We start from the raw sequence: 25,547 nt of genomic DNA on the forward strand, positions 1-25,547 counted from the left end.
CAAATCGATGGTATCTTCGAAGCATTACCTCATTTGCTATAACGCAATGTCTCCTGTTTTTATAAAAATAATGAAATGGCACAATATACTAACAATAAGGCCATAATTGCATTGATAGCTTTTCGATATTTGTTAAATAAGTTTTCAAAAACCGCACCAAAAACAGCCCAGCAAAGACAGCCAGAGGTGCCAATCACTGCAAGCAGTAATGCAAACATCCCAATTGTAGCTATATCGTGGTAATGTGGCAAAACGTATGAAGACATTGCAGTAATTCCATACAGAATGATTTTTATATTAACAAATTGGAGGAGCATTCCCGATAAAAAAGAATTAGCATGTGTTATGCCGTTACTTTTATGTGGCTTGTCCCTCCATACTGTCCACGCTAAATAAAGAATGTAAGCCGCTCCTATATAAATCATTGCCGGCTTAATGGAAGGAATATACTCGTACAACAACGTAGAAAAGGCAGCACAGGCTGACATTACTATAACGAACCCAGAAAAAATTCCACCAAAAAACGGAATAGAGCGTTTGAATCCGTCGCGCCCAGCATTTGTCATAGACATAATGTTATTGGGGCCAGGCGTATAGGCTGTTAAAAATGTGTAAGAAAAAAAAGCTGAAAAATTCATAATATGTACCCTCCAAAGGTGAAATTTACTGTATGTATACAGCATTTCAAGACATTTAAATTCATAAATACGCTATTGCATTTATGTCCTCATAGTGCTATGATAACATTTAAATAAAGTTCATTCAAATTGAAATATTCGAATTTAGAGTTCAGTATTTTTGAATAATTAGTGAGGTGATGATTTTGGATTTCAAATATCTTAATACATTTAAGACAATTGTGGAGGAAGGTAGCTTCATAAAAGCAGCAGCAAAACTTAATTATACGCAGTCTACTATTACGTTTCAGATGGGACAGATGGAGCAAGAATTATCAACAAAACTTTTTGAAAAAATCGGTCGCCGTATGGTATTGACGAAAGCTGGAAAGCAGCTTTTACCATATGTAGATGATGTTCTTACATCTATCAATAGAATGCGTTACTTTGAAAATGACTTAGCAGAATGTCAAGGCGATTTACATATAGGAATTGCAGAAACACAGTTATGTTATAAAATGCCGTCAATTCTCAAGGAATTTCATCAGCAAGCTCCTAGTGCACGTCTATTCCTTCGCTCCATGAACTGCTATGACATTCGCGACGAGCTTATAAATGGAACTCTTGATATAGGGGTATTTTATGAAGACGTAGGTGGGTATGGTTCTAATTTAATAACCCAGCCAATGGGAATATTTCCAGTCATATTAGTTGCTTCTCCTGAAACAAAGGAAATCTATCCGGATTTTATCACTCCTGACCAACAAATTCCTGTATCTTTCATCATCAATGAACCTAATTGTATTTTTAGGCAGATTTTTGAACGGTACATATGTGAAAAATCTATTCTTCTTGACCACACAATTGAATTATGGAGTATTCCTACAATTAAAAATTTAGTTAAGAGCACTGTAGGCATATCCTTTCTCCCCAGATTTTCCGTTCAAGAAGAACTTGACAGCGGTGAATTGGTGGAAATCCCAACAGATTTATCCGGTGCACAAATCTCTGCTGTATGCGGTTATCATAAGAACAAATGGATTAGTCCACTTATGCAAGCATTTATAGATTTATGCATTACAAAATAGCCATTAAATAATTTATTAACACCCCTACTCTTGCTGTTGATATGACTAGCTATTCCTGCTTAATTATTACAGAATTGAAATATGATGAACTGATCGTTACCTGTAGATAAATCCATTACTGAGAAAAACAACAAATATATCAACCTAAGATAGAATGAAAAATTAACTGACAAGGATTTTATTTGCAATAAACATTAAAAACAAATTGTAGCAATATTTAGCTAAGTTTTTAAGTCAAAGCTTCGATAAAAATATTACGATGGAAATCCTTATTAGAAAAAACATAAAGGAGATTAAGATATGAAACAGTATATGCTCACAATACCCGCAGGTAAACGACTGATTGCTAAGGCTGTCGTGTCGTTACCGCAAATCAAGGATGCACTGGAGAACCACACGATTGTCATCATTTCAGGGAGTACCAACGGGTACATTGCAGAAGAGCTTCTGTCTGGAATTGGACAAGCGGGAGATTTTTCAAAAGCGTCGTTTATGCGAGGCATTAACTTGGGCCCTGATAAAAAAGCGACAGCTGGAAATTACTCCGAATCCGATATTGTTATTGAAAAAGGAATTTGGCAAAAAGGGAAGACAATTTTTGATGTCGCTTCGTTCTTAGGGCAGCATGACATCATTTTAAAAGGTGCCAATGCTGTAGATCCTGAGAGAAAACTGGCAGGTATTCAAATTGGTAATCCTGCCCTTGGTACCAGCGCAGCAATACTGCCCGCTGTTGTCGGAAGGCGCACAGAACTGGTTATTCCGGTAGGCTTGGAAAAACGGATATTCGGAAACATCGGGGAAATCGCTGCCAAATTAAATGATCCGACTTCCACTGGTTTACGGATGTTGCCAGTTAGCGGTACCATTATTACAGAATTAGAAGCGATCAAATTATTAACCGGCGTTTCTGCAGAACTCATTGCAGCGGGAGGAATTAAAGGTGCCGAGGGCTGCTGCTGGATTGGTATATCCGGAACTGAGGAGCAAGTAGATGTCGCGGGAGATATTCTTCGTGCCATAGCAAATGAACCACCTTTTGCTGAATAGCCAAATGGCGTTATCCTCTTCTGTTTTTATTCCACCCAGGCTTTCTAGCTACGCCGAACAAATCTGCAGACTTTTGCTGCTGCAACTGCCTTGCGGTAAAATATTAAAATCATAAATCTACGGAGGTTGTTATGACAGTTTAAATTGTAAAAGAATATTTTTTAATCTTGGTATAAGTGACCGAATCAAAGAATTCAGTGATTCTTGCGCCACAGTCGAGGAAGCGGCACAAACCATTGGCGTTGCACCTTCAAGAATAGCAAAAACCCTGACTCTGCGCAAAGAAGATTGGTGTATGATGTTGGTTATGGCAGGCAATGCGGGGATTGGGCAGCGTATCTACCTTCGCTATTCCTGATGCTGTTTCTGTTTATATTGATATCTCAGTCAGGCAATATGATACTTTGTTTCCGGCTTGCGCAAGCCCATGTCATGTCATTGAGCTATCTCCGGATGAGATATTTCAATACGGACATGCAATCGAATGAGTGCATGTATGCAAAGTTTTATAATGCCGTAACTACGTCTACCCGTTTCTGCTTCAGAAATTAACAAACTGAACTTTCAGAAAAACAAGCAATCACTCAAGCCACCTTCCTGCGATGTTCTTTATCCTGCATAGATGCAACGCTTCACTCAGCAATTATCCATATAACTCCTATGTTTTTTTCTGGAGTTTAGATCTTTTAGAGTGGGGGGCTTAACCTTCATGGTTCATCGTGACCCCTGCCACAGTCCACCCAAAAGGCAGACCTGCTCCTTGGCGGAACAGTCTGCCTTTTTCTTATTACTGCGTCTGGGCAATCAAAAAATAGAGATTGCTGCTCTTGCCACCATTTTCCCTCCACCGCTGTTCCTTGCGAAGATAACCTTGTATTTCCAAGTCGGTAAGGGCTCGTTTTACTGTGCTGCGGGATAAGTTCAGTTCCCTGGCAATGGTACCAATAGCCGGATAACATTTACCATCCCTATCAGCCCTGTCATGCAAATACATATAGACGGATTTTGCCCGATGCGGCAGCTCTGAGTTGTATACTGATGTAAAATAAGCCACAGGTTCACCTCCCTGGCCTTTGCTTCTGCTCCATGGGTTCCAGATTAATGGAGGGAGCCGGAGTATGTGCCATTCCTGCCGAAGGAGGCGATGTATACTCTGTTTCCTCCGGCTCCGGTTCAAAGGAAGCATTGCGCCGGATAATTTCTTCCTCCACCTTGCGACGGTCAGCATATTCCACCTTTCGTGCAGACTGCTCTGCAATTTCAAAAATTTTTCCGAAAGTAATACCCCATTCAAGGAATAACTTTAGCCGGGTTCGCATAGGACAGGTTCCTGTCTTTGTTACAACGAATCTTCCTTTGGGCATAGATTTCAGCTCATCTGGTGTCATTAGCGGTCTTTCGATCATCTGCAGGGACTGGCTGGGGTCGTTCTTTCCCCGGCTGACGGAACCGCTCATAACGGTCTGACTGCCGAGAGCCTTTGACAAAATCTGCGCCGATTCACTGTTGGGGGCAAAGCCTCCGAACACGGTATCCTGACAGTTATCTATGATGATGGCGGCGCCCTCTTTTCCGTAGTTTTTCTCTAACTGGGCAAAGCTCTGGATGATGGCAACAATGGACACACGGCGGGAACGGCTGGCTGAGAACATCATCTCTGCAGACTCAATTTTAGGTATGGTTCCAATCTCATCCAAAAACATCATGATACGGTTCGGGAGCTTACCTCCATACTCATCTGCTACCGAAAGAATTTCACGGTAGAGCTGCTGAACAATTAAGCTGATGATAAAATATTTCGTGTTATCTTCCTCTGGCATAACAAGGAAAACAGCGCTTTTCTGCTTACAGAACTTTTCTGCATCAATAGCGGTATCAAAGCACAGTATCTGCTCCAGCTCTGAGTCCAGGAATGCGTTAAGCCGGGACAGTGCTGTGGACAGGACACTCTGCATGGCCTGCTCTGCGCTGTTTAGAGCGGCGCCGGCAAACCACTTTGTTTTATGATCGTCCGGCAGGTGTGCCAGCAGCATCTGGAACAGTGTTCGTCCCTTGACACCGCTGGGCGCTAACAGATCTTGAATGAGCTTGAACACAGACACGATGTGCCGCTCTTTGGGCTCGCAGTATTCCGCAATCAGAAGGATTACAGAGGTTAATAGTCCTTCAGCGGCATCATAAAAGAAGGCATTCTGTCCAGCGGCAGAGCTGTCAAAGCCTCCCGAGCTGATGATGGTCTTAGCGGTTATTTTCGCATACTTCTCCGCTCTGGCCTTATATGCCAGACTCTCCGGATGGGCAAGGTATAAATCCATATAGCGGTTTACCAGATGAAGCAGATTGTTTCCGTCTGAGCGGGTGGGATTTCTTAGGTCAATGACTGACACCTGGTAGCCGTAGTAATCCTTTGCAATACCCGCATAGTTACGGTAAAGGTCACCCTTGGTATCGGTTGTGATAAAGCTCATGCCGGAAGCGCAGGCATACTCCAGGTTAGGATAGAGAAAATTAGCCGTCTTGCCAACACCTGCAGCACCGATCATCAGGCAGTGGACATCATCGTCATCCACTAACGCATAGCCGTGGGGAGCAGTTTTATCGAATAGGGACGCCTTTTGCCAGCCCACAATTAACCCTTGTGCCGTCGGGAGGTTTTCTCCCTTCCGCCATTTTTCCGGCTCATACCGGACTGCCGTGTATACTGTCTGTATTTCCTTTTTGGTTGCCCATCTTGCTGTACCATGCTGACCATCACCTACGGTTTTTGACTTGATACCGTTTAAAGTATAATAGTGAGCAAGCAGTGATAAAAAGCCGATCACACCAAACATGGTCAGTCCGGCAGCAAGCAGCGTTACAAGCTGCGACGTTTGCACAGTCATCCCTCCTTCACATCGTCATGGTAAAATTTACAGTTTGCTCCTGCCTGGGCGCTTGCTCCTGCGCTTCCAGCACGATGAACATTTGCGCTTTCATACAGCTAAGCGCCAGTGTAAGGCAGGAACGCATAAAAAGCTTCTGTTCGTCTACCGTGCGGATTCCAGGAGTACGGATGCGGCTGGACACATCCCTCACGGCAATTCGAATATCCTCCGCTTTGGAGCGCAGCCAGCCCCTATCCTCATGAGGCTTGTATTCCGCCTGCAGCCAGCCTGCTACACGCTCCATGGATACCGGAATTTCCATCTGCCTGCAGGTATTCTGAATGGCTATTAAGGCACAAGCCACTGTCTGGCGGCATTGTTCCTCTAATATGTTTCGCTGGGGATTATCTGAGCGTAACAGGGGAGCCAGCTGTTCACATTCATTCAGCAGGCGGGCATTCGCCTCCTGATTCATTGACTGCATTCGACAAACCTCCAGCACTCCCGAACACACCCGCGGCAAAAGCATCAGCTTCGGATGCTCTTGTGCCGGAATAGGCTCGATGCCATGAAGAGCCTTTAAGTCCTCATTCCAGTCCTTAAACTCCGATTTGAGAACGGAAATGTCCATATGGGCAGGATCATAATAATTCTTCTCGCAGAGAATATCCTTGAGCCGGCCGGTGGCTTCAATCCCTGCCGGGTCATGGTCCAGACACAGCACCGGGTTCTTCAGATGTGTGTGCAGCTCCAACTGGCGCAGCAGGGCATGCTCCGATACGCCATCCAGCGTCACATAGCTGTGCTGCTTCCAGTCCTGCTTATTTAAGGTAATGAAGGACAGCATATCCACCGGAGCTTCAAAGACATAGAGGGTGTCACTTTCCCCGATCCAGTGGAAGCTATAACAGGGATCACTGCCCTCCACATTTCCCTTGTAAGGTTCACCCTGAGTATAAGTACCTCGTTTATGGGCGTGCCTGGCAACTGCATTCTCATCCAGCCCTACAAACACGGCGTTATGATACTGCTTATCCTCATAGATGAGCTTTTTGTGTGCAAAATGGGACAGGACGTCCCGGTCGATGAAGCGCTGCTTGATGAGATAGGCGAAAACCCTCCGCATGTCCGGGTTTTCCTCCGGCAGTGCAAATTCTTTACGGGGCGGAGGGGCGCTCTTCTCTGTCTGGTTCCATTCCACACCGGATTCCCCGCCAAGCAGAAAAGAGACTGCATCGGGGAAGCTCATATCGTAGAATTGCTGAATAAAGTCAATGGCGCGGCCGCCCTCCTTGCGGGAATGACGGAACCATTCGTTGCCCCGCACAGTAACACTGTCATACCGCTTCCAACGATATTCCCGGCCGGATCGAACCAACTGCTCGCCTTGCCGCTGGAGGAAGTCCACCAGATCCACTGCATTGGCCCGCTGCTTTTGTTCATCAGTAAAATATACATATGCCATGCCGAAGCACCTCCTTTATCGCTTGCGTTTCCCGCAGCGCATGTGCCCGTGGCGGACACAAAAAAATGCCGCCCGCTGATGAACGGACGGCTTGGGATACAATTGTTTTTGCTGTATGGAGGGCAGCTGTTTCGTCTGCCCATGAGATTGTTTTCGCATGGAAACCTCCTTCACATTTAATAGGCTGTAAATTTTTGTTCGTGATCGTCCGGAGCATGGCCCTGGGCGATCTTTTTCTGCCGGAGCCTTCTGCGCAGTTTGCTATCCGTGTGCATACCGGGAGCACCTGGCAGTCTTCTGGCTTCCTCCTGAAATATCCGGCTGGCATGATGTAAGAGCCGGGTGACAGCCAGAAATAGGGAAGGGTCCCGGAACGAATCCAGATGGTCAAGAAAAAACTGTGCATATAAATTGCCCTGTTCTGCAGAAAGGGTGAGCCATCGTACAGCGGCCTCCCGGTCATGGGGGGTATCCCGTCCCAGCAGATAAAGTTTACCGAGAGCGTATTGCGCATACTGGTTACCTTGTTCCGCCGAAGCCGTCAGCCAGCGTATGGCAACTTCTATATTCTTAGTAACATCTTCGCCAAGCAGATACAGCTTCCCAAGCTGGTACTGCGCATATTGATTTTCCTGTTCGGCGGCAGCGGTCAGCCAACGAATGGCATCTTCCATGTTTTTTGGAACATCCTCACCTTTCAGATAAAGCTTACCGAGCTGGTACTGTGCATATTGATTGCCTTGCTCCGCTGACTTTTGAAACAGTTCCAGCGCCTTGGAAATGTTCTTTGGCACATCCTCGCTAGTCAGGTACAGCTTCCCAAGCGCATACTGCGCAAATTGGTTGCCAAGGTCAGCAGATTTTGTCAGCCACTTTAATGCGGCATCCATATCCTTGGGTGTGTCATCTCCCTGCAGATAGAGCTTTCCCAGCGCATAGGCGGCGTAGGAATTATCCTGCTCTGCTGCCAGTGTAAAAAGCGCAATTGCTTTTGATATATCCTTTTCTACATGATTTCCGTCCCGGAAAAGCTTTCCGAGAGCATATTGTGCCAGCGCATTGCCGTTGTCCGCTGATATTGTGAGCCATAGGATGGCTTTCTCCGCGTTAAAATGCCCGCTGTCCGCATCCAGATAAATTTTCCCCAGCATATATTGTGCGTGGACATTCCCCAGCCGGGCAGATTTTTCAAAATAGCGAAGAGCCTCGTCCACATCTTTTTCTGTTCCGGTTCCGGTGTAAAGCATCTGTCCAAGGCGGTATTGCAGCTTGTCATCACGACTTTGCCGTTCCACCTGCAAAAAGCCCTGGAAGGCGGCCTCAAAGTGCAGGTCCGCTTCGTCAGCGTTTGGCGCTGTTCCAACTCCGTCCCGATACATCTTTGCCAGCTCATAATCCGCATAGGGCATTCCCTGAGTAGCGGAGCGTTGGTACAGGCTGAATGCCGTCTGAAAATCATGCTCCACACCCTGGCCCCGGTAATATAAACCGCCAAGGGAATATTGGGCGTATTTGTGACGCTTGGAAGCCGCTTGCTGAAACCAGTCTGCCGCTTCTGCGTAGTTCTGCTCCGTGCCAAGTCCCGCTGCATAAAGCTTACCGATACGATATTCTATATACCGATGTTCCTTTTTGGCTTCAATCGCCATAAAAGCGGTAAGAGCCTTTCCGTACCAGACAAAGGCAGTATCTGCATCAATCTCTGTACCCAGACCGTCTGTGTACATTCTTCCCAGATCATGCATGGCAAGGGCATTGCCGTCTTCCGCTTCCAGCAGAAATAGGGCAAGGGCCTGTTCAAAGTCCGGCTCTAAAAGATCACTGCCGTATAGGAATGCTCGGGCCTGCTTATAGCGGCTGTTCCATGCGATATGTGGTTCACCGCTGGATGACACTGTATCCGTACTGCCGGAATGTACGTTGGTCGATTCGAAGTCATGATCGTTGTCAGGCTCGGACCGATCGTCTTCTGCTTCCCCAGTCAATTCCTCGTCAGGCTCCGTATCTGGCATCACTTCCAGATCCTCCGGAATGAACGTTTCCTCCATGATAGGTTCATACTCCAGAGGCGGTTCCGCCTGATCATCCCCCTCAAAGGTGAACTCCTGATTGCCCAGCCGGACTGCTTCCGCAATTACCATATTCTTTATCTGTTTAAATTCCTTTTGCTGAGAAAGAGGGAGTGGTGGCGGAAGCTCATCTCTGTAAGTACGCAGTACCTCATTGCGAAGCTCGTACCATTGGGCGTAAGCCGCTGCCACACGTTCTTCCTTCGCCAGTTCATCCACGATCCGGTTCACCAGTTCCTTAACTGGTGCTTTTAGATAGCCATACTGCTTTTTACCGGTGGTGTGCCGAAGCCGTTCTGCCAGCTGAGAAAGTAGTTCCTCCAGCACGGGATTGTCACAGGCACCGGTCTGCATTTGTACCAGAAGTACCTGCAGGGCATCCCGACTCTGCGATGTCAGTGCATTTCTACGCTCTGTCTGCTCTGCATAAATCTGGAGCAGATCCTGCTGAAAGATTTCCCGCGCCAGACTGCTTCGCATGGCTTCAATGCCCGGCTTTGTTACAAAGCCCTCACGGGGATCAACCGAATACACAATCATATGGCAGTGAGGGTGATGTCCCTCATCGTGATAGGCAGCATACCACCGCAGGTTCTCCGGTTCGATTTTCATCTGCTGGGCAAAGACATTCCGCTGCTTACGCAGCAGCGCCATCCATGCGGCGGCATTGTCATACCCCAGCCGGGCGGCATCTTCCCGCCGCAACGATATGATGGGCGTCCAGATGTTTCCGGTATGTTCCGCCACCTCCTGCGCTGTCTGTGACAATACCAGCGGAATATCCTCATCGGAGAAAAGGCCATGGGTATCCAGTCGTTCAGCATGAGGGCGGGTAGCAATATAGTTGACATAGACTTCCTTGTGTGCCAGCTGGTCAAGATTCTGATCCAAGGCAGCGGAGATAAATTCAGAGGCGTTTTCCATGGTAGGCTTCGCCAGATAATCCTCATACTCGAACAGCCCGGTGGAATCCGGAAACTGCTCCAAAATATCCGATACCAGCAGCTTTTGCTTTTCCGTGACAGGACGGTTTCGCATCCGCTCCGGAAGCTTTTCTACACCATCCCGTGTGGCAACATAGGTTACCAGATTTTCCGCATGAGCCGCCGCATTTTTTAAGTAACGGCATTTAAAGATAATTCGCGGCATGATCAGTCACGCCTTTCCCGCTTCTGAAAGCTTACTACATCCTCAAAGGTTACGGAGCCCACTGACCGCTTCACGTCCTCCACACATTTGCCGCGGAGCTTGCGCAGCGTGTTTTCATCGTAATCTGCATTGACGGCAAGGATATTCATCATCATGCTCATTTCCACCGCCAGCTTGAAGGTAAGCCGTGCCATGCGGTTTTCCAGACCATCCACCATGCCGGTCATGGCCGAAGTAATTGCTGCAGGGAGGAACCGGACGCCTTCCTCTGCTGAGATATAGCCGCAGTAGAATTTAATCGCCTTTTCAATGAATTCACTCTGGCTCTGGCAGTTATCTCTTTTGTACCAGTCTGCCACCAGCTGTCTGGTTTCCGGATACATCCACAAAGGGAACTTTTTTTTGATTTTTTCTTCTTCTGACATAACAAACCTCCGTTTCTATCAAAAAAGAGCTGCAACACCTGTCGCAACCCCTATGAAAAGCCGTTATTTCCCGCCTTTATCGGTATTCTGTTTCCCTTACAACCCCGGAGGCAACTCCTTGGGTGTTATTACGACCCCGGTGAAAAACCGTTTTTCTCCCCGCATTGCGGGGAGATTTGAGCCGGAGCGGGGCGTTTACGACCCCGCTCCTTTAACCCGCATCGTTTTCGACCCCATGGTTCATCACGACTTTCCTTGTTTCGCCAGCCGTCAAGCTTGTGCGCACACGGCTCCAACAAGGGGCTACAGACCCTTATGGTGTAACGCTGCCACACCAGCCGGAAGAACGCGACACTGGGGCACACGGGCGGTAACGTGGCGTATCTACATCTGCTGCGTGTCTGGGCCTGTCAGCGGCTCGGATTCCTCCAGTGTCATACCCTCCTGCTTCAGGCAATAGTTCTGCATTTTGCTCAGCAAAAGCTCCTTTTCATGATCATCCAGCTGATAGGCCAGTTCTTCGCAGGAGCCATTCCCACGATTCAGGACAATGCCCAAGGTATCATACACCTGTCCATGAACGGTATCATAGTTGGCATAGACATTGATCCAGTCATCGTTATTCGCTGTTTCCACATGGGTTCCGAATATCTCGTCCACGTTGAAGGGGACATTGACATAAAAATTGAGGCGCCCATCCGTTTCCATGATCTCGTCTGAAAAGGAGATATCACCTTCCTCCAGCTTGCGGCAGCCTGCCGTGATCAGTGGAGCAGGCTGTGTCAGCTCACGACCTTCGAGATGTTCAAGAAAAATAGGCCAGCGCTTATCCTCTGGAAGATAATTGGCACGGTAGGCGTAATAGGCTGCAGTGCCGGTGTCCTTCATGGAGTAAGCCTTCCAACCATCCATGATATTGACTCCAGAAATCATTTGCCGGTCAAAGTCAATGTCAAACACGCCGGTGATCTGACCGGTATTGTCCATCCGATTTTTTACGTTTTCTTCAAATTGTACGGCGTTGATGGAAACAGAATTCCGGAACAGAGCTGTAAAGCTCTCCGGCTGATATTTTAGCTCACCGCGCTGGTATCTGCGTACCAACAACGCCAGCTGCATCAGCTCCAGGCAATAATCCGATTCGAAGCAATGGCTGTCGCCGTTTTCTGTCACATGGTATACGGAAAACCGTCGCATCTCCTGTGCGCGCTGCTCAGCAGCAAGGCGTTCTGCATTGATCCGGTTCTCAATTTCAATTCGCTCCTGTTCGGGAACGGTTTGTATATATAGCTCCACCAGCTTTTCCTGCATGATAGCTTTTATATCAGTGCCTTTTTCATAAAGGATATCCGACAGTGCGGTATATTGGTATTTATTGAGCCAAAGCTCGATTGATTCGTCACCCATTTCAATCCTCCTGTCATTTTAGAGTTTAAGATTCATGCCGGGTACCTGCTCTTCGCCCTGCGAGGATTCATAAGAGCCGAATTCACAGATACTCTCAATCCGGGATAGAAAGACCTTTTCGTTTTGATCCTCCTTCCATCCACACACTGATTTTCGCAGCGCGAACCTCAGAGAAAAAAAGAGGCAGCGCTCACACTACGCGCCACCTTCCACCGCTGCTTCAATTCGTTCCCGCACTTCAGAGGGAACATACTTTTCATAAAGTGCAGGAAGCACCGATTCCAGTCCTTCCTGCAGCTCTGCTTCAGTTCGATACTGCCGGAGGGCCTCCAGCCTTTCTGTGCTGTAACAAACAGAAATTACCGCTGTTTTCATAGATAACATCTCCTTTTCATAGAATTATTGAATAAATAAGTGAGCCAAGTTGGTGCATACCGTTTACACCCATACCGAAAAACTGCGCCAAATTGGTGCAAGTTATTTTTTTCCTCAACAGGTATTAGGCAGGGAAGTGGAGCCGCTACAATTCCTCCAACGCGTGGATCAGGCTGTCAGGAAGCTCTTCCAGATGCACAACGGCCTCCGGGACATTTGTCGAAGAAGGGACTGTTACCCGGAGCTGATTCAGTTCTTCCCGAACAGCCTGCCGCACCACCTGTTCCAGCTGAACATTTTGCTCTAAGGCGAGAATACTGGACACCACAAATTCTGTGCGCTGGCGGCTGGCCTGCTGCGTGAACAGCCGCTCGGCCTCCCGGTGTCTGGGATCGTCCATATCAAAGGACAGATAGTAACGCTTGCGCATATTCCTAACCCAGCAGAAGCTTGTATCCGTCTGCATTTGCAAACCGGTTCAGCACCGCCACAGTATTGAGTCCATCCCCGCGCAGCCGGGATTCCAGAAGTTCAGCACCACCGCCCGCAAACACAGTGGGGAGCCGCAGATCAAGCCCTCGTTCCCGGAGTGCATTAAACAGCTCTTTGCAGTAGGCCAAGACCTCTTGCTCCACAGCTTCTTCGATCTGCCTGCTGGCAGTATGCTGAATATTGCCCTGGATAGCATCGGTTATTAAGGTGTCTGAAAGCAGGATACCGCTTCGTTGAAGGGTATCCTGAATGCGGCTGTATAAGGTGATGATTCCCATCCGAAGGCTGGCACAGCTGGCTCTATCCAGTCTGAAATTGTGGACGGTAAGAACATCCACCGTATATCCGCCGATATCAACGAGGGTAATACTGCGGTATTCCTTCAGCTGAGGATAATAGCGGCACAACGCCGCATGTCCCTGTGCGAACACCTTACAGTCTGTAATACGACACTGGTAAGGTCTGCCCTCAAACACAAAGGAGACATCTTCCCGCAGAAAATACCGGTGGAACGCCTCCTTTTGTGTACCATAGCTGTCAATGGGAAGCCCCACACCCAGCATAATGTCGGTACTGCTCACACCCACGCGTTTCATGGCTTCCGCAATGGCCGGCAGGGTAAGAATAAACGCATCCTGCTCTCTGGTTTTATCCTGTTGAAAGCGCAGGCGACGTTCTCCAATCGCGTAATAGCTGCCCTCATAGAACAGCTGCATTTCCGGTGTAATGAATTCCCGGTCGCTGACCGCAAAGCCGGAGGCATAAAGCATCCCCTCCGAGGATTTTGTATTGTAATTTCCATTGTCTATGCCAAGCTTAATCATGGCTAACACCTCCTTGTTCTTTTTCTGTTGTTACATACTCATGTTCATGCTCTGGTTTTCCTGAGGCGAATCCTCCGAGGGTTCTTCTTGAGGGGGAGCGTCCATTTGAGGCTCAGCAGCAGCCAGCTCTCTCTGGCGGCGGCTTTGGCGTACCGGACGTTCTCTAACTGCGGGAGCCCCCGGTGGTTCCTGTGTTGCGGGCGTCTGCTCCATGCGGCTCTCCACATATTCCCTCACCTGCGTCGGAACTGCCTTTTCATAGGTTTTATCCAGATAATCCTGCAGCTCCTGTTCAATGGTAAGCTCCTTTTTATCCATGAAAAAGCGGAGGGCTTCCAGCTTTTCCGTTGGGAAGGACAGCTTCAATTCGGTTGTACTCATGGGTTAATTCCTCCTTCTTTTACAATTTCAGTTCCATGCCGGGAGTATCCTCCGGCTCTCTGACCCAGCGGTCATAATCCTCACAGGGACAATCCCCGGCAAGCATCCGGGCGAATTCAGTCAGGCGCTGAGAGGATACTCCCGCACACTCCGCCTACATGCCATAAATTCCGTGAAACACTCTAAGTACCTGTGCATTCAGCACATCCTCCCATGCCTGTTTTCCTTCCTCTGTCAAGGTGGCAGAGTCAAGATACACAATGGTGGAAGGGTCCATATCCACCTCGTGATGCACAAGATGGAGGTTTTCAAAAGGTACACGGATCAGCTCCTTTAAGCGCAATGTTTGATCTCCGGCATCCCCTTCACTCAAAGTGTCATTCTCCAGATTTGGGCAGTAATCCAGATAGAAGGTCATGTCGAGACCGTCCTCCAATGGTTCAATTTCAGCCATTTCCTGCCGAACCGAGAGAAGGTCACACAGCATCGTGCTGATGTAATCGCTGTCCTTTAGATTCACACCATGCTGCTCTTGTATCTCATCAAAATAAATGGCCCATGTGCCATTGGAGGTGCTTTGAGTACCTTCCCGAATAATCTGGTTCGCAAGCTCATTTAATTGGGTGGTCAGATAATCTCTTGCCCCCGGAAGATAACTGGAATACCTGGCATAGCCAAATCCCTCTGCTTCAACAAGAACACCATCAGATTGGTTTTCTCCCAACACCAGAAGACAATGGTATGTTCCGTTTTTCTCCATGTACATGGAATCGGTACTCTCTGAAATAAAGGGAGCGTCCCGAAGCAATCCGGAACGGAAACGGGTATATTCCGCTTCCGGAAGCTCCACTGCCTTTTCAATCACACACTCCCTTAAAGGGAACTCTGATACCTTTCGTTCAAATATTGCCTGTAGCTTCAACATAGCGTACTCCTTTCTTTTCTGCCTATGGCAGATAGCTTCTTGGGTTTTGGGCCGTTCCGTTTATCCGCACCTCAAAATGCAGATGGTTCCCGGTGCTTCGTCCGGTTGAGCCCACCTTCGCCACAATTTCTCCGGCCTTTACCGTCTGTCCTTGCGTAACAAGCAAGTCCGAGCAATGTCCGTACAGAGTGACCACTCCTCCGCCATGGTCAATGGTCAAATAATATCCGTATCCGGTGCTGCCATAGCTAACCGTCTGTACGGTTCCAGCGGCAGCTGCACGGATTGGAGTCCCCTTAGACGCCCCCAGGTCAAGTCCGGAATGTCCCGACCATGCTCCGGTGATGGGATCTGTTCTTCCGCCAAACTCCGAAGTGACCATGGAGCGCCAGCCGTTTCCCAACGGGGAGTGCAAACCAGAGGAAGATGCCTGAGCTTTATTTTCAACATAGGGTCTTGCATACAGCACCTGCTTATCTGCATCAAACAAATTCCGGTATACCACCTGTCCTCGAGAGGAGGAGGCATCTACTACCTTGCCATCACCTGCATAGATGCCGACATGGGTAATATTGAGATAACGTCCATTTACCTTATGGCTCCAGAACACCAGATCACCAGATGCCAGGTTGGACTTTGAAATGGTAAGTCCATTGTTCACACAGTATTTACCTTGCTCGGCAGCGGTACCGGGGAGCTTAACTCCCAACTGGCGGTATACCCACTGCACCAAATAGCTGCAGTCCGTATAATCGCCCTGCCCACGACGCTCCTGTGAATAGGGATCTCCCAGACGGGACAGTGCAAGCTGAACAGCCCCAGCTCCAGTCTCACCCACAGGCAAATCATAGGTCAGACCAGAGAGCTGGTCCGGCATCCAGTCTGCCCACTGGTCAAAACCATCGCCTTCACCGGGTGCGCCAGTTCCATGCAATGCCCGGTAATAGATTTCTGATGCATTCGCCTGCTTCTCGTAGGAAATATACAGACCAAGCGTTTCTTCCAGTCTTGCATAAATTTCCGGCAGGGAGGTAAGGGGAACCGCTACGGTATAGGTCTCCTTATGCTCCACCTTATCCTCGTCTGTCCAGGTGCGGGTTCGTTCTTCATAACGGACGAAGCAGTCCGCAAATACCTGGTAATCCATCCCACGCAGGGAATCTGCGCCGAAATACAGAGCATAAAAAATGGCCTTGACCTGTGTGGAGTCAAGGCTTCCATCCTCTATCAGGGGAGTGATTTCTGAGATTGCCGTGTCCAGCTCTGAGAAGCTTTGTCGCATGTCCTCAATGTACTGCCGGTAGTCCTCCGGCACCTGACCGGATATAACGCCACCATGAAAAGAAAGTGCAACAGCGGCATTGTTGTGGTTTGCGGTTCCTGATAAAAGACTTGTGATCATGACGATGATCAGAATAAAGGGCGTTAATATGGTAGCGATGAGAACACCCACCGCCTTCCATGTTCGTTTATTAGATGCGGCCGCAATTGCTGCTTTGACTGCAAGTGTGATGGTTGCAGGATCTGCCATGGATAACCTCCTTTCAAACACATATGCCCTCCGGAGAATTCCCGGAGGGCATATGTGTTTTCCTCATTCAATTAATTGATCTTGTTTAATACCAAGCCGGCTGCGAAAGTCTAAATGCTCCTGTTCCAGACGTTTCCATTCACTGTCTGCCTCTTCAAATTTTGCAAGAGCATCTGCCATCTGCGGAGAATCATAGGGTACCTTTCGTTCTACCAGTCTGCGCAGCTCACTTCTGTGCTTTTCCACCTTGTGTCCCAGCAGGTATAACCGCCCTGCTTGCTTGATCAACTTTGCTTTTTCCTTTGATGTCATTCTCTTATTTCCTCCGTTCTTATATCTTTTAGTTAGCTTTAAGAGATATTATAATTCTCTTATAGCTTATTTTCAAGTGGAATTGGAAACTATAAGCTAATAAATAAAGGAGCTGATAGAGATGGAAACTAAATTAGAGAAGGGGGCGTTGGGCGCTGCGATCCGTGCGGCACGGCTGGAGCAGCACTATACCCACGAAGCACTGTCCGAACTGGTTGGCATCACCCCCACGCACTTAAAGCATATTGAGAGTGAACACCGTAAGCCTTCCATTGATTTGCTGTATCGTCTGGTTCAGGCATTGAACCTTTCGCTGGATGCTCTGTTCTTCCCGGAACGAGAGGATGAAGTCTTTCGCAAAACCGAGCGGCGTATGCGACAATGCAATGAAAGCCAGTTGCGCATTCTGTACGCAACTATGGAAGCAATGCAGAAGGAAGAGAAGTAGAACAGGTCGTACCGAAAGGTACGGCTTGTTTTTTTACCACCATCTCTGCCCAAACAAATTGCCCTGTTCCGGCTCGGCTTCCTGCTGTTCCTGTGCCAGACGGATAGACTTTTCCACCGCCTGTTCCAGAAAATCCGAATCAAAGCCTGCGGATTTGTAGCCTTCCAGAATCGTGTTAAGATAGTAATCTGACGGCGCACCCAGCGGATGACCGTCATTCATCACATACACCATGGCATTAACAGATCGGCCGCCAAGCTCCACGGGAAACAGCTCTTTGCGGTAAAAATTCGGGTAACCCTCATAACGGTCAAGTGCAAGCTCATCCTTGGGGCGAACCTTCCACAGAAGCACAGGAACGCTGGACCCCGCAAGAGGTTCCACCGTTGCAACAGCACTGCTCCGACTGCCACGGAATAATAGTTCATAGTCCTTGATTTCGCTTACCCCCACCACCTTGGCAGTAGGGCACCGAAAAGACATCTGTGGCAGATTTAGGTTACTGCCATAGGCAATATACAGGGTTTCATTTTTCATATTTGAATACCTCCTTTTACATTGACATAGAAAGGCCGGGGCTTTGCTCATCAACCCCGGCCTGTTCCTGCTCATTTTCAATTGTTTGCTCTAATTGCGATGAGGGTGTATGAGCTGCTTCCTCCAGAGCCTTTTCTTTTTTCTGTCTTAATCGTTCCTTTTGCTGCTGAGCCTGTGCAGGGTCTTTCCACGCAATACAGCCATCCAAATGTTCCAGCAGGTGAAGCCTTGCAGTCTTAAATTCATCCCCGATGAGTCCAAGGCGCAGAAGCCAGGTGCGAAAGGTATATTTTTCATTAGTGCTTTGGGTCTTTGTACGGCTGGCGCACTTCTGATTCAGGGCTTGTGCGGAAATTGCCATACACAGCTGAATGTACGACTTAATCTTACCGGCATGGGTGGTGCTGTTGAATAAACGGAACTCTACCGTACCTTTCTGGAACACACTATGGAGGTTAAGGCAATGATAACGACTATCGTGATAATGCTCGTGGCGGCCATCCTCTCCGTCATACCAGATACGGCTGACCTGCTCCAGCGATTTGGGTCTGCGGCGATTGAGTTCTTCCAGAAAACGATTGTCCACCGGCTTACACCAGCGGTGCTGTCTGGCTACGGTTACCTGCAGTGCCTTGTAGATCATATCCTCCTTGGCAGCCATGATGTTAGTGATGTTTCGCAGTGTATTGGCATCAAAGGGGGAGGCATCCACATGCACATGGATGCCGCAACTGGAGTTTGCAATGGCACCGGCATCACGCAGCTTGCGGATCAGCTCCTGCACGGTTTCGATATCCTCCCAGCGGCAGATCGGGCTGACCATCTCGGTTTTGTATTCATCCGAAGCTGATATGGTTTGACGCCCGGATTTACGCTGGGGCGTGATACTGGCATCGCTCATAAACTTCCACTTCCGTCCCTGGGAATCCAAAGCAGAGTAGGTATTATAATAGGTTCCGTCATAGTGGCTGTCGGTCCCAAAGTATTCCGCAGCAACCTTTGCCGCCTGTTCACGGGTCACGCCGGTTATCTCTATCTCAATGCCGAAGCGCTGCTCTCTCATGTCCATAGACTATCCTCCCTTCGCCCTATGTTTCGGGTGGTCATTAGCGACCTCCGGCTTTTCCGAACAGCTTTGCCTTATGCTCTGGTGCATGAACCATCAGGTTGTACCGCTCATTGCCGCATTTATAAAGACACACACCCTGCTGGGGATAGCGGATCAGCTCATATTCTGATTTCTCCAGCTGGAGGGTATCCATATAAAACTTAGCATCAATAGAGCCTGCGTTGAACAGGAACTGGTGGGTTGGAATGGAGAACAAGGGCTTGGTCAGCTCACGGATATGCTCTACGTTGAAATCCTCCAAATTCTGTGATGCCAGGATAACGGCGCTTTCTTTTTTTCTGACTCGTTTCATAAAATTACGGATGTATTCAATGGCGGTGAGATTCGTCAGGAACAGGTATAGCTCGTCGATGCTGGCCGCAGTATTTCCGGTAGTCAAAAGCTCGTTGCTCATGTAGGAAAGCACGTTAAACAACAAGGCGTTACGCAAATTCTTGCTTGCATTTAGCACACCCTTGACACCGAAGGTAATAAAATCATTGCTGGTGATATTGGTATGGCCGTTAAAAAACTTGGACTCCGCTCCTTTACACATGGAGTGAAGTCCAAGGCAGATTTCTCGAAGAGAATCGGCTGTATAGAGCTGGCGGTGGCTTTCATCGAAGCCCTTATATTCCTTTTCAATGAGGTCGTACAGATCAGATAAAATCGGGTAATCTGAATGATTTAAGCGATCAAAATTGCTGTGGTCCGTGATGCCCCATTTTTCATAGAGCTTTCCCAGCATGATTTCAATGGTGTCAATCTCCCGATCCGTAAAGTCCTTGTAGGTGCGGAAAAAATCCTTTAGAAAGCTGATATGCTGGCTGAGCTTGCTGGTCTGACGGAATGCCTGGGGTGCGTCCATATCTTTGGGATCACCAGTTTCATCCCAGCTTTTTGGCTCCAACACATTGATGATGAACTCGCCGGACATGAGGTCGATAAAACAGCCCCCGAGATTAAGGGTCAGATCCTCATACTCCATTTCCGGATCTAACCCGATAATATGCATACCGGATTCTCGCAGGTTGCATAGAATCAACTTTAGCAGGTAACTCTTACCCTGACCGGAGTTGCCAAGGATTAGAATATTGGCGTTGGTCTTGTCATCGGCGCGGCGGTTGAAGTCTGCCAGAATATTACTTCCAAACTTATCCCTGCCGAGGTAGAAACCATTGGGGTCGGTTTTTCCGGAGTAATTAAAAGGATACAGATTGGCGACAGAACTGGCAGGCAACACCCGTTCAAACTGATCCCCAAACACATTCCAGCCGGAGGGCATGACGCAGATAAAACCTTGCTGCTGGCGCAGCATCAGCCGATCCACGTTAAGTTTGGAGCGTACCAACTCTGTCAGGACTTCCGTCTGCAGAAGCTTCAGCTGGTCATAATCATGGGATGTCAGCTCAATGTATACAGCGGCATGGAGCAGAGGCTCCCGGCTCCGATGCATTTGTGCCACAATGGTGGCCACGTCCTGTAGATTTGACTCTGCGGTCACAGTCTGCTGGAGATCCTGTGTACTGGTTCTCTGCATCCGGTTTTTATTGGCAGCGTTTGTGATGATTTTCTTTTCTTCCACTGGGGTGACATGTCGGGTATAAAGGTGCAGGGTAACGCCATCCTTCTCCCCAAGGTGCCGGAGGATAGCCCGTTCATCGGTTGCAGTAGGATATTCCCGGAGTGCCCAAACACAGCGGTAGGTATTGCCGCAGATGAAATGGTCGGTATTAAACTTGATTACCGAAGGGGCAATCATATCCAGAAATTCTTGTATCCGCACATCCTCCTGCGGCTGGGCTTTTGTTTTCACTTTTCTTGACATGAGCATCTTCCTTTCTGAGTTTGAATTTGGGTATTGAAAAAGCCGCCACAGTTTGTGACGGCTTAAAAAATAGTGATTAGGAAATGGAAATCAAGTTTTTATTAATTATAAAATCAATTTCATATTGACACTTTTCGATTTGATGCATATAATAGTCATATCGAAAAATATAAATGTGAGGTGCCAATATGGAAAACTATTTGGAAAATACAAAAGTGTTTAAGGCACTGGGCGACCCCAAAAGGGCTATGATTGTTGATATGCTCTCTTGCGGAGAGCTTTGCGCCTGCATGATTTTAGAGAAATTTGAAATGTCCCAATCTACGCTGTCCCACCACATGAAACTTCTATGTGAATGTGGCCTTGTCAAAGGCCGAAACGAGGGCAAATGGACGTATTACTCTTTGGACGAGGAAACCATCGGCAAAACAAAACAATTTTTCTGCTCCATCACCTCTGATAAGGAAAACTGCATCTGCAAAGAAGATACGGGCTGCTGCAAAGGATGTGATGACAATGAGTAAGGAGAAAAACGCTGGTATTGGCTTCTTTGAAAAATACCTTACAATTTGGGTGCTGATCTGTATGGCAGCTGGAATTTTAATCGGTAAGTTCCTGCCGGGTATTCCTGAGTTTTTAAATCGCTTTGAGTATGCGCAAATATCCATTCCAGTCGCCATACTCATATGGGTGATGATTTACCCCATGATGATGAAAGTTGATTTTCAAAGCATAAAAAATGTAAGCAAAAACCCCAAAGGGCTATTTGTTACATGGGTGACAAACTGGCTAATCAAACCCTTTACCATGTATGGCATTGCTTCACTGTTTTTCTTTGTGATATTTAAAGCATTCATCACACCGGAGCTGGCCACCGAATATCTGGCTGGCGCTGTGCTGCTGGGTGCGGCTCCTTGTACCGCAATGGTGTTTGTTTGGAGCACGCTGACGAAAGGAAACCCTGCCTACACGGTGGTGCAGGTAGCGACCAATGATCTCATCATCCTTGTTGCTTTCGTACCAATTGTAAAGTTTTTGCTTGGTGTTTCCAATGTGGCTGTGCCTTGGGACACCCTGATTTTATCCGTCCTTCTGTTTGTTGTGATTCCTTTAGTAGGTGGCGTTTTGACTCGTTCATTAGTAACAAAGCATAAGGGTATTGATTATTTTGAGAATACTTTTATTGGAAAATTTAATAATTCAACCAGCATCGGATTATTGCTTACATTAATGCTTTTATTCTCTTTTCAAGGAGATGTCATTATCAATAACCCGCTGCATATTGTGCTGATTGCAGTACCGTTGATCATTCAAACATTCCTCATTTTCTTTATTGCTTATTTTGCAAGTAAATGGCTCAAGTTACCTCACAACGTTGCGGCTCCTGCCGGAATGATTGGCGCTTCCAATTTTTTTGAGCTTTCTGTTGCTGTGGCAATTGCTCTGTTTGGCACATCCTCACCGGCCGCACTCGCTACCGTAGTCGGTGTGCTGACTGAAGTTCCTGTGATGCTCTTGCTCGTAAGATTTGTGAATAAAACGAAAGGCTGGTTTCCTCAAAATGAATTACAAAATTAGAGAAATGCAAAAAGGCGACTGGAAATCAGTCAGCGAAATCTACCAGCAAGGTATGGATACCAACCTTGCAACCTTTCAAACGGAATGCCCCACTTATGAAGAATTTGACCAGTCCCATATCAAGCAATGCCGCTTTGTAATCACCGATGGTGATGTCATTGCCGGTTGGGCAGCGTTAACTCCTGTGTCAAGCCGCTGTGTCTATCGTGGCGTGGCGGAAGTCAGTATTTACATCCATGATACCCATAGAGGAAAAGGTACAGGAAACCAACTGCTGAACTTTCTCTCAAAGCAATCTGAAAAAGCTGGTATCTGGACACTGCAATCGGGAATTATGGCTGACAACAAAGCAAGCATTCGTTTACATGAAAAATGCGGATTCCGTCAAGTGGGATTCCGTGAACGAATTGGGCAAGACCGTTTGGGACAGTGGCGTAATACCGTTCTTATGGAACAAAGAAGCAATTTAATATAACTATATAGAAGGAGAGACTTATCATGAAAAAAATGCAAATATTTGAACCTGCCATGTGCTGTGACACAGGCCTTTGCGGTGTGAGTGTTGACCCGGAGCTGCTCCGCATTTCTACTGTTTTGAATGCATTGAAAAAGAACGGAGTGGCAGTTGACCGCTTTAATCTAAGCAGTTCGCCGATGGCTTTTGTCAATAACAAAACGATCAACGCCTTTATAAATGAAAAAGGTGTTGAGGAACTGCCCGCTGTTATGATCGACGAAAAAATCGTGATAACTGGCCGCTATCCAACCAATGAGGAACTTGTTTCTTTGCTGGAGGTTCCCGCAAGCTATATGACCGAAGCAAAATCGGCAAAGCAAGGCGGTTGCTGCTGTTCTGACGGGAACTGCTGCTAAAAGGGAAAGGAGGTTCCTCAATGCAAATCTTTGACCCAAACAAAATCACCTTAACGAAATACTTGTTTTACACAGGTAAAGGTGGTGTCGGGAAAACATCTGTAGCGTGTGCAACAGCGGTAAATCTTGCTGACAGCGGCAAAAGAGTTCTTCTTGTCAGCACAGACCCGGCTTCCAACTTGCAGGATGTGTTTGACACCCCGCTTTCAGGGAAAGCCACGCCCATTGCAGAGGTACCCAATCTGGATGTGGCAAACCTTGACCCTATGCAGGCAGCGGCAGAATACAAGGAAAGCGTGCTTGCGCCTTATCGTGGTAAGCTTCCGGAATCAGTCCTCACCAATATGGAAGAACAGCTTTCTGGTTCCTGCACAGTGGAGATTGCCGCTTTTAATGAGTTTTCCAACTTCATTACCAATAAAGAGATGGAAGAAAAATACGACCACATTCTTTTTGACACCGCACCTACAGGGCATACCCTTAGAATGTTGCAGCTTCCCTCTGCGTGGAGCAATTTCATCAACGAAAGTACACATGGTGCCTCTTGTTTGGGACAGTTATCCGGGCTTGAAAGTAAAAAGGAAATGTATAAAGCTGCGGTTGAAACACTGACAGACGGTGCACAAACAACCTTAATTCTTGTAACCCGCCCCGAAACAGCCCCCCTCAAAGAAATAGAGCGGGCTTCTTACGAATTAGCGGAGCTTGGCGTACTCAATCAGTCTATGGTAATCAATGGGGTGTTGGCTGATTATGATGACACCATTTCTAAAAATCTTTACAATAAACAGCAAAGCGCTCTTGCAAATATGCCAAAACCGTTACAGGCAATCAAATCCTACATGGTTCCCTTGAGGGCATACAACATTACTGGTATGAAGAATGTCAGGTCACTACTCACGAAGGATGGATATATCATCAGTGATGAAACCATGAAAGCAGAGCATGTTCCACAGCTAAAAGATGTCATTGATGACCTGTATCATAGCGGCAAAAAAGTCATTTTCACGATGGGAAAAGGTGGTGTTGGAAAAACCACACTTGCTGCCGCAATCGCTTTAGGGCTTTCCGAAAAAGGCGAAAAGGTACATCTAACCACCACCGACCCGGCAGCACACTTAAAATTTGTTCTCAATGAAAACAACGGCATTACCATGAGCCATATTGACGAGCATAAGGAGCTGGCACGCTATCAGGAGGAAGTTTTAACAAAGGCACGGGAAACCATGTCGGAAGAAGATATTGCCTATATCGAAGAAGATCTGCGTTCTCCTTGTACACAAGAAATTGCCGTATTCCGAGCCTTTGCGGAAGTAGTGGAGCGTGCCGAAAATGAAATTGTTGTCATTGATACCGCCCCTACAGGGCATACACTCCTATTATTGGATTCTACATTGAGCTATCATAAAGAGGTTCAGAGGACACAAGGCAATATCCCCGATTCCGTAAGAAAGCTGCTGCCACGTTTGCGAAGTGCTGAAACAGCAGTCGTTATTGTAGCCTTGCCTGAAGCTACTCCAGTTTACGAAGTATTACGTCTGGAAGAAGACTTGAAACGTGCCAATATTGCTACAAAGTGGTGGCTTGTGAATTCTTCTCTTTATCATACAAAAACAACAAACGCCCTGTTAGCTGCAAAAGCCAGCAATGAAATTCCATGGATAAACAAGATAGCGGAACATACAAGTGGAAATTTTGCTTTAATCGCTTGGCACGCAGATGATATAAAGGGCGATAAGCTAAGAGAGCTATAAAAAGGGAGGTCTTTCATGAATAAGGAAATAAACAAACCCAAGGTGGCATTTATTTGTGTTCACAACTCTTGCCGAAGCCAAATTGCGGAAGCACTCGGTAAACACCTTGCCGCTGATGTGTTTGAAAGCTATTCTGCTGGAACAGAAACAAAGCCGCAGATCAATCAGAACGCTGTTCGATTAGTGAAACAGCTTTACGGCATTGACATGGAGAAAACACAGCGTTCCAAGCTGCTTTCGAAAATTCCTCCGGTTGATATTGTTATCACTATGGGCTGCAATGTTCAGTGTCCTTTTTTACCCTGCAAGCACCGAGAGGATTGGGGACTTGATGATCCGACCGGCAAATGTGATGACGAGTTTATTACGGTTATAAAGCAGATTGAAAATAATATGTTATTTCTTATAAAGAGAATTCAGGATTTGTAATCCGTTTTTACAAAACTT

The 25,547-nt window shown here is 47.3% G+C and carries 27 protein-coding genes; 10 read left to right on the plus strand and 17 right to left on the minus strand.

Going from position 1 to position 25,547, the window contains the following annotated elements:
* Positions 1 to 59: 59 nt before the first annotated feature.
* Positions 60 to 638, minus strand: coding sequence for a LysE family transporter (locus tag U5921_RS02415; RefSeq protein WP_324824937.1), 579 nt, complete (start codon positions 636 to 638; stop codon positions 60 to 62).
* Positions 639 to 823: 185 nt separating this feature from the next.
* On the opposite strand from U5921_RS02415, the gene U5921_RS02420 reads away from it, so the two are divergent.
* From U5921_RS02420 to U5921_RS16180, 3 genes are all read left to right on the plus strand, one after another.
* The gene (locus U5921_RS02420; protein WP_324824938.1) at positions 824 to 1,705 is read left to right on the plus strand and encodes a LysR family transcriptional regulator; all 882 of its coding nucleotides are present in this window, start codon (positions 824 to 826) and stop codon (positions 1,703 to 1,705) included.
* 300 nt (positions 1,706 to 2,005) lie between these two features.
* The gene (locus tag U5921_RS02425) at positions 2,006 to 2,755 is read left to right on the plus strand and encodes a hypothetical protein (RefSeq protein ID WP_024345853.1); all 750 of its coding nucleotides are present in this window, start codon (positions 2,006 to 2,008) and stop codon (positions 2,753 to 2,755) included.
* Positions 2,756 to 2,939: 184 nt separating this feature from the next.
* Positions 2,940 to 3,113, plus strand: a complete 174-nt coding sequence (locus U5921_RS16180) for a YbaK/EbsC family protein (protein WP_367401713.1) — start codon at positions 2,940 to 2,942, stop codon at positions 3,111 to 3,113.
* Between the two features lie 429 nt (positions 3,114 to 3,542).
* On the opposite strand, the gene U5921_RS02435 is transcribed toward U5921_RS16180, so the two are convergent.
* From U5921_RS02435 to U5921_RS02495, 13 genes are all read right to left on the minus strand, one after another.
* Positions 3,543 to 3,809, minus strand: coding sequence for a helix-turn-helix domain-containing protein (locus tag U5921_RS02435; RefSeq protein ID WP_024345854.1), 267 nt, complete (start codon positions 3,807 to 3,809; stop codon positions 3,543 to 3,545).
* Positions 3,810 to 3,813: 4 nt separating this feature from the next.
* Positions 3,814 to 5,631, minus strand: coding sequence for a VirD4-like conjugal transfer protein, CD1115 family (locus U5921_RS02440; RefSeq protein ID WP_283675493.1), 1,818 nt, complete (start codon positions 5,629 to 5,631; stop codon positions 3,814 to 3,816).
* A 13-nt stretch (positions 5,632 to 5,644) separates the two neighbouring features.
* Positions 5,645 to 7,084, minus strand: a complete 1,440-nt coding sequence (locus tag U5921_RS02445) for a DUF3991 domain-containing protein (protein ID WP_324824939.1) — start codon at positions 7,082 to 7,084, stop codon at positions 5,645 to 5,647.
* A 176-nt stretch (positions 7,085 to 7,260) separates the two neighbouring features.
* The gene (gene mobP3 / locus U5921_RS02450) at positions 7,261 to 10,302 is read right to left on the minus strand and encodes a MobP3 family relaxase (protein ID WP_324824940.1); all 3,042 of its coding nucleotides are present in this window, start codon (positions 10,300 to 10,302) and stop codon (positions 7,261 to 7,263) included.
* 2 nt (positions 10,303 to 10,304) lie between these two features.
* Positions 10,305 to 10,727 (minus strand): hypothetical protein, encoded by a 423-nt coding sequence (locus U5921_RS02455; protein WP_024345918.1) that lies wholly within the window; start codon positions 10,725 to 10,727, stop codon positions 10,305 to 10,307.
* A gap of 384 nt (positions 10,728 to 11,111) precedes the next feature.
* Positions 11,112 to 12,134 carry a hypothetical protein gene (locus U5921_RS02460; RefSeq protein ID WP_283675497.1) on the minus strand — a complete coding sequence of 341 codons (1,023 nt, stop codon included), beginning with the start codon at positions 12,132 to 12,134 and terminating at the stop codon, positions 11,112 to 11,114.
* Between the two features lie 195 nt (positions 12,135 to 12,329).
* Entirely contained in the window at positions 12,330 to 12,509 is a 180-nt protein-coding gene (locus tag U5921_RS02465) for a DUF6103 family protein (RefSeq protein ID WP_283675498.1), read from the minus strand.
* A gap of 145 nt (positions 12,510 to 12,654) precedes the next feature.
* Positions 12,655 to 12,939, minus strand: coding sequence for a plasmid segregation centromere-binding protein ParR (locus U5921_RS02470; RefSeq protein ID WP_324824941.1), 285 nt, complete (start codon positions 12,937 to 12,939; stop codon positions 12,655 to 12,657).
* A gap of 4 nt (positions 12,940 to 12,943) precedes the next feature.
* A complete protein-coding gene (locus tag U5921_RS02475) occupies positions 12,944 to 13,825 on the minus strand; it encodes a ParM/StbA family protein (protein ID WP_283675500.1) in 882 nt (293 codons plus the stop codon).
* A gap of 30 nt (positions 13,826 to 13,855) precedes the next feature.
* Positions 13,856 to 14,206 carry a DUF6103 family protein gene (locus U5921_RS02480; RefSeq protein ID WP_283675501.1) on the minus strand — a complete coding sequence of 117 codons (351 nt, stop codon included), beginning with the start codon at positions 14,204 to 14,206 and terminating at the stop codon, positions 13,856 to 13,858.
* 154 nt (positions 14,207 to 14,360) lie between these two features.
* The gene (locus U5921_RS02485) at positions 14,361 to 15,131 is read right to left on the minus strand and encodes a DUF6329 domain-containing protein (RefSeq protein ID WP_324824942.1); all 771 of its coding nucleotides are present in this window, start codon (positions 15,129 to 15,131) and stop codon (positions 14,361 to 14,363) included.
* Positions 15,132 to 15,153: 22 nt separating this feature from the next.
* Entirely contained in the window at positions 15,154 to 16,584 is a 1,431-nt protein-coding gene (locus tag U5921_RS02490) for a peptidoglycan DD-metalloendopeptidase family protein (RefSeq protein WP_417765067.1), read from the minus strand.
* 141 nt (positions 16,585 to 16,725) lie between these two features.
* Positions 16,726 to 16,974 (minus strand): hypothetical protein, encoded by a 249-nt coding sequence (locus U5921_RS02495; RefSeq protein ID WP_283675504.1) that lies wholly within the window; start codon positions 16,972 to 16,974, stop codon positions 16,726 to 16,728.
* Positions 16,975 to 17,095: 121 nt separating this feature from the next.
* Between U5921_RS02495 and U5921_RS02500 the strand changes: the two genes are divergently transcribed.
* Positions 17,096 to 17,422, plus strand: coding sequence for a helix-turn-helix transcriptional regulator (locus tag U5921_RS02500; protein ID WP_154527372.1), 327 nt, complete (start codon positions 17,096 to 17,098; stop codon positions 17,420 to 17,422).
* A 33-nt stretch (positions 17,423 to 17,455) separates the two neighbouring features.
* Here the strand turns inward: U5921_RS02500 and U5921_RS02505 are convergent, their stop codons facing one another.
* The 3 genes from U5921_RS02505 to U5921_RS02515 are packed head-to-tail and all read right to left on the minus strand — an operon-like array spanning position 17,456 to position 20,895.
* Complete coding sequence (locus tag U5921_RS02505; RefSeq protein ID WP_154527370.1) at positions 17,456 to 17,959, minus strand: gamma-glutamylcyclotransferase family protein; 504 nt, start codon at positions 17,957 to 17,959, stop codon at positions 17,456 to 17,458.
* 16 nt (positions 17,960 to 17,975) lie between these two features.
* Positions 17,976 to 19,028, minus strand: a complete 1,053-nt coding sequence (locus tag U5921_RS02510) for an amidoligase family protein (protein WP_283675505.1) — start codon at positions 19,026 to 19,028, stop codon at positions 17,976 to 17,978.
* A gap of 37 nt (positions 19,029 to 19,065) precedes the next feature.
* Complete coding sequence (locus tag U5921_RS02515; protein WP_283675506.1) at positions 19,066 to 20,895, minus strand: VirB4 family type IV secretion system protein; 1,830 nt, start codon at positions 20,893 to 20,895, stop codon at positions 19,066 to 19,068.
* A gap of 188 nt (positions 20,896 to 21,083) precedes the next feature.
* Here U5921_RS02515 and U5921_RS02520 point away from each other — a divergent pair, with 188 nt between their 5' ends.
* Genes U5921_RS02520 through U5921_RS02545 form a run of 6 tightly spaced genes read left to right on the plus strand, consistent with a single transcriptional unit; the run spans position 21,084 to position 25,529 of the window.
* Positions 21,084 to 21,419, plus strand: coding sequence for an ArsR/SmtB family transcription factor (locus U5921_RS02520; RefSeq protein ID WP_024345932.1), 336 nt, complete (start codon positions 21,084 to 21,086; stop codon positions 21,417 to 21,419).
* Positions 21,412 to 22,473 (plus strand): ACR3 family arsenite efflux transporter, encoded by a 1,062-nt coding sequence (gene arsB / locus U5921_RS02525; RefSeq protein ID WP_283675507.1) that lies wholly within the window; start codon positions 21,412 to 21,414, stop codon positions 22,471 to 22,473. The genes U5921_RS02520 and arsB overlap by 8 nt, the downstream gene beginning before the upstream one ends.
* Positions 22,457 to 22,948 (plus strand): GNAT family N-acetyltransferase, encoded by a 492-nt coding sequence (locus U5921_RS02530; RefSeq protein WP_283675508.1) that lies wholly within the window; start codon positions 22,457 to 22,459, stop codon positions 22,946 to 22,948. Before arsB ends, U5921_RS02530 begins: the two co-directional genes overlap by 17 nt.
* Before the next feature lie 23 nt (positions 22,949 to 22,971).
* A complete protein-coding gene (arsD, locus tag U5921_RS02535; RefSeq protein ID WP_283675509.1) occupies positions 22,972 to 23,346 on the plus strand; it encodes an arsenite efflux transporter metallochaperone ArsD in 375 nt (124 codons plus the stop codon).
* A 20-nt stretch (positions 23,347 to 23,366) separates the two neighbouring features.
* Positions 23,367 to 25,100, plus strand: coding sequence for an arsenical pump-driving ATPase (gene arsA, locus U5921_RS02540; RefSeq protein WP_324824943.1), 1,734 nt, complete (start codon positions 23,367 to 23,369; stop codon positions 25,098 to 25,100).
* 15 nt (positions 25,101 to 25,115) lie between these two features.
* Positions 25,116 to 25,529: an arsenate reductase ArsC gene (locus tag U5921_RS02545; RefSeq protein WP_283675512.1), complete on the plus strand. Its 414-nt coding sequence runs from the start codon at positions 25,116 to 25,118 to the stop codon at positions 25,527 to 25,529.
* Positions 25,530 to 25,547: the final 18 nt, after the last annotated feature.

The organism is Sinanaerobacter sp. ZZT-01 (assembly GCF_035621135.1).
Lineage (GTDB): Bacteria > Bacillota > Clostridia > Peptostreptococcales > Anaerovoracaceae > IOR16.

Coding starts and splice junctions, on each gene's coding strand:
- U5921_RS02485 (WP_324824942.1), bottom strand. CDS start 15,131: ATGTTGAAGCTACAGGCAATATTTGAACGAAAGGTATCAGAGTTCCCT.
- U5921_RS02530 (WP_283675508.1), top strand. CDS start 22,457: ATGAATTACAAAATTAGAGAAATGCAAAAAGGCGACTGGAAATCAGTC.
- U5921_RS02475 (WP_283675500.1), bottom strand. CDS start 13,825: ATGATTAAGCTTGGCATAGACAATGGAAATTACAATACAAAATCCTCG.
- arsD (WP_283675509.1), top strand. CDS start 22,972: ATGAAAAAAATGCAAATATTTGAACCTGCCATGTGCTGTGACACAGGC.
- U5921_RS02505 (WP_154527370.1), bottom strand. CDS start 17,959: ATGAAAAATGAAACCCTGTATATTGCCTATGGCAGTAACCTAAATCTG.
- U5921_RS02415 (WP_324824937.1), bottom strand. CDS start 638: ATGAATTTTTCAGCTTTTTTTTCTTACACATTTTTAACAGCCTATACG.
- U5921_RS02470 (WP_324824941.1), bottom strand. CDS start 12,939: ATGCGCAAGCGTTACTATCTGTCCTTTGATATGGACGATCCCAGACAC.
- U5921_RS02495 (WP_283675504.1), bottom strand. CDS start 16,974: ATGACATCAAAGGAAAAAGCAAAGTTGATCAAGCAAGCAGGGCGGTTA.
- arsB (WP_283675507.1), top strand. CDS start 21,412: ATGAGTAAGGAGAAAAACGCTGGTATTGGCTTCTTTGAAAAATACCTT.
- U5921_RS02520 (WP_024345932.1), top strand. CDS start 21,084: ATGGAAAACTATTTGGAAAATACAAAAGTGTTTAAGGCACTGGGCGAC.
- U5921_RS02465 (WP_283675498.1), bottom strand. CDS start 12,509: ATGAAAACAGCGGTAATTTCTGTTTGTTACAGCACAGAAAGGCTGGAG.
- U5921_RS02460 (WP_283675497.1), bottom strand. CDS start 12,134: ATGGGTGACGAATCAATCGAGCTTTGGCTCAATAAATACCAATATACC.
- U5921_RS02480 (WP_283675501.1), bottom strand. CDS start 14,206: ATGAGTACAACCGAATTGAAGCTGTCCTTCCCAACGGAAAAGCTGGAA.
- U5921_RS02445 (WP_324824939.1), bottom strand. CDS start 7,084: ATGGCATATGTATATTTTACTGATGAACAAAAGCAGCGGGCCAATGCA.
- U5921_RS02510 (WP_283675505.1), bottom strand. CDS start 19,028: ATGGACATGAGAGAGCAGCGCTTCGGCATTGAGATAGAGATAACCGGC.
- U5921_RS02500 (WP_154527372.1), top strand. CDS start 17,096: ATGGAAACTAAATTAGAGAAGGGGGCGTTGGGCGCTGCGATCCGTGCG.
- mobP3 (WP_324824940.1), bottom strand. CDS start 10,302: ATGCCGCGAATTATCTTTAAATGCCGTTACTTAAAAAATGCGGCGGCT.
- U5921_RS02515 (WP_283675506.1), bottom strand. CDS start 20,895: ATGTCAAGAAAAGTGAAAACAAAAGCCCAGCCGCAGGAGGATGTGCGG.
- U5921_RS02545 (WP_283675512.1), top strand. CDS start 25,116: ATGAATAAGGAAATAAACAAACCCAAGGTGGCATTTATTTGTGTTCAC.
- U5921_RS02425 (WP_024345853.1), top strand. CDS start 2,006: ATGAAACAGTATATGCTCACAATACCCGCAGGTAAACGACTGATTGCT.
- U5921_RS02455 (WP_024345918.1), bottom strand. CDS start 10,727: ATGTCAGAAGAAGAAAAAATCAAAAAAAAGTTCCCTTTGTGGATGTAT.
- arsA (WP_324824943.1), top strand. CDS start 23,367: ATGCAAATCTTTGACCCAAACAAAATCACCTTAACGAAATACTTGTTT.